Origin of the sequence: Pseudomonas sp. Z18(2022) (assembly GCF_036346535.1) — a bacterium.
Taxonomy (GTDB): domain Bacteria; phylum Pseudomonadota; class Gammaproteobacteria; order Pseudomonadales; family Pseudomonadaceae; genus Aquipseudomonas; species Aquipseudomonas yamanorum_A.
Genome location: NZ_JAOTOA010000007.1, coordinates 250,448 through 261,115, shown reverse-complemented (window position 1 = coordinate 261,115; position 10,668 = coordinate 250,448). Strand labels below are relative to the sequence as shown.

The window sequence follows — 10,668 nt, the reverse complement described above, 5'->3', positions numbered from 1 at the left end:
ACTCCTCGACGGATCAGCCTTTCATGAAGTCAATGAAGGCCCGCACTTTCAGCGGCAGGTGCCGGGTGTCCGGGTACAGCGCATACACCCCCTGTGGCGCAAACCGATAGCCCGGCAGCAGCCGCACCAAACGCCCTGCATCGAGGTCGTCCTGCACCAGCCATTGGGGCAGGATCGCCACGCCATGCCCGCGCACGGCGAACGCCTGCAGGATCGCGGCGCTGTCGGCAACCAGTGAGGCCTTGCCAGGCCCCGGGCGATACAGGTGCTCCAGGCCCGCCGGGTCGACCACCGCCAATTCCGTCAACCGTCCATGCCCGAGCTTGGGCAGTTGCTCCAGTTCATCCAGAGTGGTGACCCCGGCGAAACCCGGCGCGGCCACGGCAAAAATCTCGTAGCTCGACAGCTGCACCGCCCGATGATTGGAATCGAGCATGCGCCCCAGCCGGATAGCCACATCGAACCGCTCGGAGATCAGGTCGGCATGACTGGAGGAGGTGGATAACTGAACGTTCAATTCCGGGTGCAGGCCGCGAAAGGTTTCCAGCGCCGGCACCACCACGGCCAATCCGTACTCGACAGTGGTGGTGATCCGCAGCGTGCCCTTGTGCTGGCTGTGTTCCGAACGGGCTTCCTCCACCGCCAGCCGCGCCTCTTCCAGCATCCGCGTGCAGCGCAGGTAAAAGCGCTCACCGGCATCGGTCAGCGCCAGTTGGCGCGTACTGCGGGTCAACAGGGTGACACCCAGCTCGGCCTCCAGGCGCTTGAGGTTGAAGCTCACCACCGCTCGCGTCTGCCCCAGGAAATCAGCGGCTGCGGTCAACGACCCGGCCTCGACCACGGCCTTGAAGGTGTCGAATCGATCCAGGCTGACCATCGTCCACGCCCTCCATTGTCAAAATATTTTTGACAAGCTAACAGTCAAACCGCTGTTTCCCAAGTGCCCGCACGCGCCTACCCTGCCGCCATCCAACGCAGGAACCGCGCCATGACCTACCGCTCGAAAGTCACCTGGATCTTTCTACTGGGCTTCGCCCTGGACCTGGTGAACATGTTTGTCGCCACCATCGCCTACCCGGACATCGCCCGCGAATTGCAGGCCTCGGTCACCCAACTGGCGTGGATCGGCAACGCCTATATGCTCGGCCTGACCGTGGTGATTCCCCTGAGCGTGTGGCTGGCGGCGCTGCTGGGTGAGCGACGCTTGATTGCCGTCAGCCTGTTGCTGTTCGGCGTGGCGTCAGTGCTGGTGGGCCAGGCCGCATCGATTGAAGCGCTGATCGGCTGGCGCCTGCTGCAAGGCCTGGGCGGCGGCTTGTTGATCCCGGTGGGCCAGGCCCTGGCCTATCGGCATTTTCCGCCGGCACAACGCAGCCAACTGACGGCCAAGGTGATGTTCGTGGCACTGCTGATTCCAGCACTGTCGCCAGCGCTGGGCGGTTTGGTGGTGGACAGCGTGTCGTGGCGCTGGATCTTTTTCGCCAACCTGCCGCTGGCACTGATCACCCTGACGCTGACCGTGCGCTGGCTGAAGGCCGACACACCCTGCTCCACACGCCCGACCCTGGACCTCGGCGCGGTGCTGGGGCAGATTCGTCGTCCGCTGCTGCGGGTGGCGATGCTGGTGTACCTGTTCATCCCGGGTGTCTTTATCGGCACCAGCCTGGTGGCGATTCTGTATCTACACGGCCTGGGATTTACCGCCAGCCACATCGGCGCGCTCATGCTGCCTTGGGCGCTGGCCTCGGGGGTGGCCATTGCCCTGAGCAAAAAACTGTTCAATCGTTGCGGGCCCCGGCCGTTGCTGCTGGCGGGCATGGTGCTGCAATCCATCGGCATCCTGTTGCTGATCGAACCCCACCCGCCTGTCGTGGTGCTCGCCTACACCCTGATGGGCCTGGGCGGCAGCCTGTGCAGCAGCACCGCGCAAACCCTGGCCTTTCTCGATATTCCGACCGAGCGCATGGGCCACGCCAGCGCCTTGTGGAACATCAATCGGCAACTGAGTTTTTGCCTCGGGGCCGCGTTGCTCAGTGCCGTGCTGGCCGCGCTGGGCTCCTTCACCGCGACCTTTGCGATTGCCGCAGCGTTGACCCTGTTTCCCCTGATTGCAGTACTGTGCCTGGATACGTCCAAGGTACGCACACTGCTTCACCCTGCCAGCGAGCCCACATGATGATTGATTACCGCGACTTTTTTGATGAAGTGATCCAGGCCCATGTCGAGATCGAACAATGGTTTGCCGGGACGGCACCCGAGGGAACACTGGAGACTTTGCTTGCGCGCTTTTCCCCGGACTTTTCCATGATCACCCCGGCGGGCAAGCAGCTGGATTTTGCGCTGCTTAACCAGCTGTTCAGCCAGGCCGGTGGCAAGCGGCCCGGGTTCAGGATCAGCCTCAGCGAATTTGCCGGGATTGACCGACACGCCCGTGGTGCGACGGTGAGTTATCGCGAGCAGCAGGTGGACGGCAGCGGCGCACAAACCGATCGGCGTTCGACCGTGGTGTTTGAAAAGCAGGCCAGCGGCGCCCTGCTGTGGCGCCACTTGCACGAGACATTTTTACAAGCCTGATTTCACAAACGATGAAGATCAACGGTAGGAGCTGGCTTGCCTGCGATAGCGGAGTATCAGCCAATACTTCTCTGACTGATGCACCGCCATCGCAGGCAAGCCAGCTCCCACAATTAGTTCTGTGTTTGGTTGACGATCACGGTGCAGGTGATACCCGCCGCCAACAGCACACCCTCCGGCACTTCATCGATGTGAATCCGCACCGGCACCCGCTGGGCCAGGCGCACCCAGTTGAACGTCGGGTTCACATCGGCGATCAGCTCGCGGCTCTCCGGGTTGTCGCGGTCGTAGATCCCGCGCGAGATGCTTTCCACGTGGCCCTTGAGGGTTTCGCCGCTCATCAGTTGCATGTCGGCTGTATCACCGACTTTGACGTGGGGCAGCTTGGTCTCCTCAAAGAAGCCGTACACCCAGAACGAGTTCATATCCACCACCGCCATCTTGGCCTCGCCGATGCGCGCGTAGTCGCCGCGGTGCACGTTGAGGTTGGTGACGTAGCCGTCCACCGCCGCCAGCACCTGGGTGCGCTTGAGGTTCAGCTCGGCCGCTTCCAGTTGTGCCAGCGCGTGCTGGTAATCCGCCAGGGCCGAGTCGGCGATGTTGCTGGCGTCGTCGCGGTTTTCCTTGGAGATCACCAGGGCATCGAGGTCGGCGCGGCGGTGGGCGTTGACCTTGCGCATTTCCCAGGTGGCCTTGCGGGACGCCACCAGCGATTGCGCCTGCTTGACGGCGATCTGGTAGTGCTCGGGGTCGATCTGCATCAGCAGGTCGCCCTTCTTCACCAGTTGGTTGTCACGCACCGGGACATTGACCACCTCGCCGGTGACGTCGGCGGCGACGTTGATGATGTCGGCGCGCACCCGGCCATCGCGGGTCCAGGGAGTTTCCATGTAATGCACCCACAACGTGCGGCCAATCCAGATCGCCAGGGCCAGTACCAGCAAGGTCGCGAGCAGGCTGAAAAACTTTTTCATCGGGGCATTCTCAACGGTAGACGGTCAGCGCCAGGGCGCCGAACAAGCAAGCGAACAGGCTCAGGCGCAGCAACGCCGGGTGCCAGAAAAAACGGTACAGGTCGAAGCCGGCCAGGAACCGGTCCAGGGCCCAGGCCAGGCCCGCCGCGATCAGAAACATCAGGGTCATGGTGGGCATGTACACGCCGTGGAAGGCGATTTCACGAGGCATGAGCGGGTCCTTCAGGCTTGAGGGCAGCCAGGGGTGATTGCGGGTCCAGCAATGAGGTGCGGATAAAGTGCAGGTAGCTTTTCACCCGGCGCAGGGCCGAGGTGTCGAAGTGCGGGGCGAAGGGTTCGTCGGTGGCCTGCACCCGGCTGATGGCATGGTCCACGGCGACCAGGCTGCGTTCCAGATTGCTGGCGCTGGGTTGCAGGAACAGCCGCACCAATGAGCGGCCCATCACCCGGATCGCCTGGCGCCACGGCTGGGATTCGGCATACGCCGGGTGCACCGGCAGGATTGCCTGCTCCTTGCGCAACTCGATAATCGCGTGGCCGACTTCCAGCACCACGAACATCCAGCGCAGCAGATTGCGTTGCACCTGGGGTTGCCCGGCGGCGAAGCCGTAGGCCTGGTGCAGCAGGTCGCGGGTGCGGCTTTCGAAGCCCGACGCCAGGCCCTTGAGCTTGCCGCTGATGGCGAACACCACTTGCTCGCGCAAATCCTGCTCCAGCCGTCGCCACAACCAGCGGCTGTTGGGCGGCAGGATGATTGCCCCCGCCGCCGCACACACCAGCATGCCGATGACCATCGCGATGTAGTCGTTGATGAAGGTGTAGGGGTTGTAGATCGTGAGGTTGTCCGGCACCGAGCCGGTGCTGAAGAAGATCAGCAACCCGACGCCGACTCCCGCGTATTGTGGGCGCGAGGCCAGGAACGAGCCGAAGATGATCACCGGCGCGAGCATCACGCACAGCAGCGGGAACCCGTCGATCCAGGGGAACACGAAGAACATCTCGACAAAGCCCACCAGCGCCCCGATCAAGGTGCCGCAGGCCATTTGAAACGCCATGCGCTTGGGGTTGGGCGTGGCGGCGGACAAGCCCACCGTCGCGGCGGCGATCAGGGTCATGGTGGCGCCGCTGGGCCAGGCGGTGGCCACCCAGTAACTGCCGAGCACGATCAGGATAAATGACGCACGAATCCCCGAGGCGGCGCAGGCCAGCCAGTTGGTTTTCGGGGTGTAGGGTTCGTCCCAGTGTTCGCGTTCGTGGCTGTGGTCGGCCAGGGAGGCGTGGGTTTGCGCGTAGCTGTGCAACTCGTCGACGAAGCGGTACAGCAGCTCGTAGGCGGTGTGAAAATCCAGCTGCTCGGCGTCGCTGGGGGCGCTTTCCTGAAAGCTCGCCCGCAGGCTGCGGACCTTGGCGGGCAGGCCCTCTTTGTAAGCCGTCAGTTGGCTGACCAGGCGCGCCGCGTCGGGGCTGGTGAGGGCGCGAGCGGAGAAGCCGTCGAGCAATTCCGCGAGGTCTTGCAGGCCTGGCTTGATAGCGGCCACCACGTGATCGGCCTCTTGGCTGCGCAGGCGTTCCAGCAGTTGGTGCAAGGCATTGAAGCGGGTAGTGATGCCCATGAACTCGCTGTTCAACCGCGTCAGCCGGCCATTGCGCCGACGCATGTGCGGGTCTTCGAACACGGTGATGCTGCGCAGCCCTTCCAGGCCCACGGCTTCGGCGATAAAACGCACATTGCTGCGCTCAAACCCTTCGCGCTCGCTGCGACCACGCAGGCCATCGGTGACAAACAACGCGAACACACCGAAGCGTTGGTACAGGGCGTTGCGCATCGCAGCACTGGCGGTTTGCGGCAGGATCGCGGCACTGACCAGCGTGGAGCAGACAATCCCCAACGAGATTTCCAGCACCCGCCACACCGCCGCCATAAAGGCGCCATCCGGATGGGCCAGGGCCGGCAAGCCAACCATCGCCGCGGTGTAGCCGGCCAGCACAAAACCGTAGGCGCGGAAGTTGCGATTGCGGGTCGCGCCGGCGGTGCAGATGCCGACCCAGATCGCCAGCGAACCCAGGAACAACTCAGTGTTCTGCGCAAACAGGGCGATGAGAAACACCATCACCGCCGAGCCCGCCAGGGTGCCAAGGAAGCGGTAGAAACTCTTGGCAAATACCTGCCCGCTTTGCGGCTGCATCACAATAAATACGGTGATCATCGCGGTGCGCGGCTGCGGCAATTCCAGGCGCATGGCCAGCCACAGCGTCAGGAACGCCGCGATCAGTACCTTGAAGATATACACCCAGGTCACGCCATCACTGCGTGCCCAGTCGAAAAAACCACGGCGCCACTCAAGGGCGTGCAGCCAGCGCAGCGGTGCAGGCAAGGGAGTCATCGCATCCTACTCAGTGATCAAACACGGCGAGGGCCGCCGGGGTCTTGCTCGGACGAGTCTTGCTGTCTTGCGGCACGTCGCTGCCGGCGCCGAGGCCACCGCCCAATGCGGTCACCAGTTCGGCGTGGGCACTCAGGCGCGCGGCCTGGACCTGTTGCTGCACCTGCTGCTGGCGGAACAACAGGCTCTGGGCGTTCAGCACGTTGAGGTAGTCGGTGAGGCCGCGCTGGTAGGCGATCATCGCGATGTCATAGGTTTTCTGCGCCGAGGCTACGGATTCGGCGGCGAACGCCTGCTGCTTGTCCATCGACTCGCGGCGGATCAACTGGTCGCTGATGCCCTTGAGCGCATTGACCAGGGTCTGGTTGTAGTGCGCGACGGCGATGTCGTAGCCGGCGCTGGCTTCACCCAACTGTGAGCGCAGTCGGCCACCGTCGAAGATCGGCAGGCTGATGGCCGGGCCGGCGGTGTAGTTGAGCTTTTTGCCCGTGAGGAAACTGAGCATCCCGCCGCCGGTGGCGACGTAGCCGAGGCTGCCCACCAGGTCGACGTTGGGGTAGAAACCGGCGTGGGCCACATCAATGCCACGGGCCTGGGCCGCCACCTGCCAGCGGCTGGCAACCACGTCCGGGCGCTGGCCGAGCAGTTCGGCGGGCAAGCTCGAGGGCAATTTCAGGGGTGCCGCGAGGGACAAGGTTGGCCGCTGCAATTGCGCGCCCGCCCCCGGCCCCTTGCCCGCCAGCGCAGCCAACTGGTTGCGGCTCAGGGCGATGGCTTCATCCAGGGCGTCCAGTTGCCGGTGGGTTTCCGGCAACGGCGTCTCGGCCTGGCTGACTTCGAAGTGGGTGCCGATCCCGCCATTCAGGCGCTTTTGCGCAAGGTCGAGGATCTGTTGCTGCTGGGCCAGGGTCGCGGCGACGATGTCGCGCTGGGCGAAGTGCAACGACAACTGGATATAGGCGCGCACCACGTTGCTCTGCAGTTCAAGCTGGGCCTGGCGGGCTTCGGCGGCGCTCATGTGGGCCATGTCCACGGCACGCTCGGTGGCGTTGCTTTCACGGCCCCAGAGGTCGAGGGCATAGCTCAAGCCAAGGGACGCGTTGTTGTCCCAGGTGGTGGAATTGTCCAGCGCGCCCGGGCCATAGAATTGGTCGCTGGGCCAGTTGTGGCGCTTGAGCGTGGCGTCGCCATTGACCTGTAACGACTCGGCCGACTCGGCGATGCCGGCCATGGCCCGGGCTTCCCGCACGCGAGCGGCGGCCATGGCCATGCTCGGGCTGCCTTGCACGGCGAGGTCGATCCAGTGGTTGAGTTGCGGGTCGCCGTAGGCTTGCCACCATTGCGCAGTGGGCCAGTGGGCGTCCTGGGCAGCGGTTTTGATCGCTTCGTCGGTGGCCAATGTGTTGGCGACGAGTGACTGCCCTTGGGGGGCAATTCCTCCGGTTCCGATGCAGCCGCTGATTGCTAACGATAAGGCCCAAACACTGAGAGTCTTCAGCTCTCTGCTGATGCGACGCGGCACTGCTGCGAATTCCTGAGAGGGTGTTGCGGGGAAGGTGGCGCAATTCTAAGGGGCGGGCTGGATGGCGATAAGGTGGGATTCTTGTGAATCTTTGTTACCGTTCAGGCGATAATCCGTTCGTAGGTTCATTATTCGCTCTGCAAAAAAAAGAAACTTCGTGTCACAATTTGCCATCTCCCAGAGAGCACCCCATGGACACTTTGCAAAACATGCGCGCCTTCAGTTGTGTGGCCGAAGCCGGCAGCTTTACCGCCGCCGCCGTGCAACTGGACACCACCACTGCCAACGTCTCGCGCGCGGTCTCCAACCTTGAGGCCCATCTGCAAACCCGTTTGCTCAACCGCACCACCCGCCGCATCGCCCTGACCGAGGCCGGCAAGCGCTATTTGCTGCGTTGCGAGCAGATCCTGGCCTACGTCGAAGAAGCCGAGGCCGAAGCCAGCGACGCCCACGCCCGCCCCGCCGGCCAGCTGAAAGTGCACACCATGACCGGCATCGGCCAGCACTTTGTGATCGACGCGATTGCCCGCTACCGCCGCACCCACCCGGACGTGACCTTTGACCTGACCATGGCCAACCGCGTGCCAGACTTGCTGGACGAGGGCTACGACGTGTCCATCGTGCTGGCCAGCGAGCTGCCGGATTCGGGGTTTGTCTCGCAGCGCCTGGGGATAACTTACAGCATCGCCTGTGCCTCGCCGGCCTACGTCAAGGCCAACGGCTGTGCACAACGGCCCAGCGACCTGCTCAACCACGCGTGCCTGCGCCTGGTAAGCCCGGTGATCCAGCTGGATAAATGGTCGTTCAATGGCCCTGAAGGCCAGGAAAGCGTCGCGATCAACAGCTCACCGTTCCTGGTGAACTCGGCGGACGCGATGAAAACCGCGATCACCAGCGGCATGGGCGTTGGCCTGTTGCCGGTGTATGCGGCGATTGAAGGGCTGCGCAACGGCACGCTGGTGCGGGTGATGCCCAACTATCGCTCCCAGGAACTCAACCTGTACGCCATCTACCCGTCGCGCCAGTACCTGGATGCAAAGATCAAGACGTGGGTGGAATACCTGCGCAGCTCCTTGCCGGAGATCATGGCCGCGCATCAGGCGGAACTGGCAGCTTATGAGCTAAGTGGCAGTTTGGGCGGGGTACGCCTGAGTAACTGAGGGTGGTCAGCCGCTACACCGGCAGCGTAATGCCAAAGGTGTTGCCGCCGGCCTCGCTGCGCACAAACACATCCCCGCCGTGCATCAGCGCGATCGCCTTGACGATCGCCAGCCCCAATCCGTGGTTCGCCCCGCTATTGCTGCGGGACGCGTCCACCCGATAGAACCGTTCGAACAACCGAGGCAGATGCTCGCTGGCAATCTCATCGCCCGGGTTGGTCACCCCGATCGCCACGTGATCCTCCAGCACTTCGATCTTCACCTCGATCACCTGCCCCGGGGCCGTGTGCTGCACCGCATTGCTCAACAGGTTGATCAGCGCCCGGCGCAGATGCGCCTTCTCGATCTGCACCTGGGCATCGCCGCTCACCCGCACCTGCACCTGGGCGTCTTCGAGGATGAAGTCCAGGTAATCCAGGGTGGTTGCCACTTCATCCGCCAGTGAACTGGTGATCAGCTTGGTGGCCTTGCTGCCCTGGTCGGCGCTGGCCAGAAACAGCATGTCGTTGATGATCGAACGCAGCCGCTCCAGCTCTTCGAGGTTCGATTGCAGCACCTCGAAATAATGCTCGGCCGAACGCCCGCGGGTCAGCGCCACCTGGGTCTGGCCAATCAGGTTGGTCAACGGCGAGCGCAGCTCATGGGCCACGTCGGCGTTGAACGACTCCAGGCGCGAGTACGCTTGCTCCACCCGGTCCAGGGTCGAGTTGAAGGAGTTGACGAACTGCTTCAGCTCCGGCGGCAACGGCGACAATTGCAGGCGCCCGGAGAGTTTCGGCGGTGCGAGTTTTTGCGCTTCATCCGACAGTTTGATCAGCGGCTTGAGGCCAATACGCGCCACCCAGAACCCCAGCAGCGAGGCCAATACCACGCCGACAAATGCCAGGCCGATCAGCGCCACCAGCAGTTGATGCTGGGTGGCGCGGAAATTCTCGGTGTCGACGGCGATCATGAAGCGCAGCGGCGGGCGCTGGTCCTTGGCCGGGAACTGGCTGACCAGCACTTTGAACGGATGATGATGGCCTGGCAGGTGCAAATCACGCTTGCCGGTCGGGCCTTCGGCGAAGGCACGAATCTGCGCGTCCGGGTTGCCATATTCGTAGGTGGGGTCGCTACTCACCACCCAGAAACGGATGCGCTTGTCTTCCTCACCCAACAGCTTGAGCTTGGCGGTGATCTTGGCCCAATGGTCCGGCGTACCAAAGCGATTCACCGAGGACTCCAGCACGCTGTAACGCGCATCCAGCTCGGCACCGGGCAACAGGCCCAGGCCTTTGTCCACCTGCTGGTACAGCGCGCCGCCGATCAACAGGAAGATCAGCAGCGCCACCAGCGTGAACATGCCGCTCAGGCGCAGGGCGATCGAGTTAGCCGACACTGCGGTTCTCCAGCACGTAACCCATGCCGCGAATGGTGTGCAGCAGCTTTTGTTCGAACGGCCCGTCGAGCTTGGCCCGCAGGCGCTTGATCGCCACTTCCACCACGTTGGCGTCGCTGTCGAAATTGATGTCCCAGACCATTTCCGCAATCGAGGTCTTGGACAGGATTTCACCCTGGCGCCGGGCCAGGACGCTGAGCAGCGAGAACTCCTTGGCGGTCAGGTCGAGCCGAACCCCGTTGCGACTGGCCTTGCGGCTGATCAGGTCGATCCACAGGTCGGCGATGGTCACCTGCACCGGCTCGTGCCCGCCGCTGCGACGGGTCAAGGCCTGCAGGCGTGCCACCAGTTCGAGGAACGAGAACGGCTTGCCGAGATAATCGTCGGCACCTTCGCGCAGGCCGCGAATGCGGTCTTCCACACGCTCACGGGCGGTGAGCATGATCACCGGCGTCTGCTTGCGCGCCCGCAGCGCGCGCAATACGCCAAAGCCATCCAGGCCGGGCAGCATCACGTCGAGCACGATCACCGCGTAATCGTTCTCCAGGGCCAGGTGCAAACCTTCGACGCCTTCACGGGCGACGTCGACGGTATAGCCTTGCTCCGTCAGCCCGCGGTGCAGGTAGTCGGCGGTTTTTTCTTCGTCTTCAATAATCAGTACACGCATGAGCCTTTT

General features: G+C 63.4%; 10 protein-coding genes. 3 read left to right on the top strand and 7 right to left on the bottom strand.

Annotated elements, in window-relative coordinates; all coding sequences use genetic code 11:
• Window positions 1–13: 13 nt before the first annotated feature.
• Complete coding sequence (locus V3W39_RS17515; RefSeq protein WP_330213007.1) at window positions 14–877, bottom strand: LysR family transcriptional regulator; 864 nt, start codon at window positions 875–877, stop codon at window positions 14–16.
• 111 nt (window positions 878–988) lie between these two features.
• On the opposite strand from V3W39_RS17515, the gene V3W39_RS17510 reads away from it, so the two are divergent.
• Together V3W39_RS17510 and V3W39_RS17505 are read left to right on the top strand one after the other, a co-directional pair.
• The gene (locus V3W39_RS17510) at window positions 989–2,176 is read left to right on the top strand and encodes an MFS transporter (protein ID WP_330213006.1); all 1,188 of its coding nucleotides are present in this window, start codon (window positions 989–991) and stop codon (window positions 2,174–2,176) included.
• Window positions 2,176–2,574, top strand: a complete 399-nt coding sequence (locus tag V3W39_RS17505) for a DUF4440 domain-containing protein (protein WP_330213011.1) — start codon at window positions 2,176–2,178, stop codon at window positions 2,572–2,574. Before V3W39_RS17510 ends, V3W39_RS17505 begins: the two co-directional genes overlap by 1 nt.
• A gap of 113 nt (window positions 2,575–2,687) precedes the next feature.
• Here the strand turns inward: V3W39_RS17505 and V3W39_RS17500 are convergent, their stop codons facing one another.
• From V3W39_RS17500 to V3W39_RS17485, 4 genes are read right to left on the bottom strand one after another with little or no spacing between them, the layout of a single operon-like run.
• On the bottom strand, window positions 2,688–3,548 hold the full coding sequence (locus V3W39_RS17500; RefSeq protein ID WP_177043496.1) for an efflux RND transporter periplasmic adaptor subunit: 861 nt from the start codon (window positions 3,546–3,548) through the stop codon (window positions 2,688–2,690).
• A gap of 10 nt (window positions 3,549–3,558) precedes the next feature.
• Complete coding sequence (locus tag V3W39_RS17495) at window positions 3,559–3,759, bottom strand: DUF1656 domain-containing protein (RefSeq protein WP_003216262.1); 201 nt, start codon at window positions 3,757–3,759, stop codon at window positions 3,559–3,561.
• Entirely contained in the window at window positions 3,749–5,932 is a 2,184-nt protein-coding gene (locus tag V3W39_RS17490) for an FUSC family protein (protein WP_330213005.1), read from the bottom strand. The genes V3W39_RS17495 and V3W39_RS17490 overlap by 11 nt, the downstream gene beginning before the upstream one ends.
• A gap of 10 nt (window positions 5,933–5,942) precedes the next feature.
• The gene (locus tag V3W39_RS17485) at window positions 5,943–7,454 is read right to left on the bottom strand and encodes an efflux transporter outer membrane subunit (protein WP_330213004.1); all 1,512 of its coding nucleotides are present in this window, start codon (window positions 7,452–7,454) and stop codon (window positions 5,943–5,945) included.
• 191 nt (window positions 7,455–7,645) lie between these two features.
• Here V3W39_RS17485 and V3W39_RS17480 point away from each other — a divergent pair, with 191 nt between their 5' ends.
• Window positions 7,646–8,614 (top strand): LysR family transcriptional regulator, encoded by a 969-nt coding sequence (locus tag V3W39_RS17480; protein WP_003216257.1) that lies wholly within the window; start codon window positions 7,646–7,648, stop codon window positions 8,612–8,614.
• 13 nt (window positions 8,615–8,627) lie between these two features.
• Here the strand turns inward: V3W39_RS17480 and V3W39_RS17475 are convergent, their stop codons facing one another.
• Together V3W39_RS17475 and V3W39_RS17470 are read right to left on the bottom strand one after the other, a co-directional pair.
• Complete coding sequence (locus tag V3W39_RS17475) at window positions 8,628–9,992, bottom strand: heavy metal sensor histidine kinase (RefSeq protein WP_177043493.1); 1,365 nt, start codon at window positions 9,990–9,992, stop codon at window positions 8,628–8,630.
• The gene (locus V3W39_RS17470; protein WP_003216255.1) at window positions 9,982–10,659 is read right to left on the bottom strand and encodes a heavy metal response regulator transcription factor; all 678 of its coding nucleotides are present in this window, start codon (window positions 10,657–10,659) and stop codon (window positions 9,982–9,984) included. The genes V3W39_RS17475 and V3W39_RS17470 overlap by 11 nt, the downstream gene beginning before the upstream one ends.
• Window positions 10,660–10,668 lie beyond the last annotated feature (9 nt).

Coding starts and splice junctions, on each gene's coding strand:
- V3W39_RS17510 (WP_330213006.1), top strand. CDS start 989: ATGACCTACCGCTCGAAAGTCACCTGGATCTTTCTACTGGGCTTCGCC.
- V3W39_RS17480 (WP_003216257.1), top strand. CDS start 7,646: ATGGACACTTTGCAAAACATGCGCGCCTTCAGTTGTGTGGCCGAAGCC.
- V3W39_RS17495 (WP_003216262.1), bottom strand. CDS start 3,759: ATGCCTCGTGAAATCGCCTTCCACGGCGTGTACATGCCCACCATGACC.
- V3W39_RS17490 (WP_330213005.1), bottom strand. CDS start 5,932: ATGACTCCCTTGCCTGCACCGCTGCGCTGGCTGCACGCCCTTGAGTGG.
- V3W39_RS17470 (WP_003216255.1), bottom strand. CDS start 10,659: ATGCGTGTACTGATTATTGAAGACGAAGAAAAAACCGCCGACTACCTG.
- V3W39_RS17500 (WP_177043496.1), bottom strand. CDS start 3,548: ATGAAAAAGTTTTTCAGCCTGCTCGCGACCTTGCTGGTACTGGCCCTG.
- V3W39_RS17515 (WP_330213007.1), bottom strand. CDS start 877: ATGGTCAGCCTGGATCGATTCGACACCTTCAAGGCCGTGGTCGAGGCC.
- V3W39_RS17505 (WP_330213011.1), top strand. CDS start 2,176: ATGATTGATTACCGCGACTTTTTTGATGAAGTGATCCAGGCCCATGTC.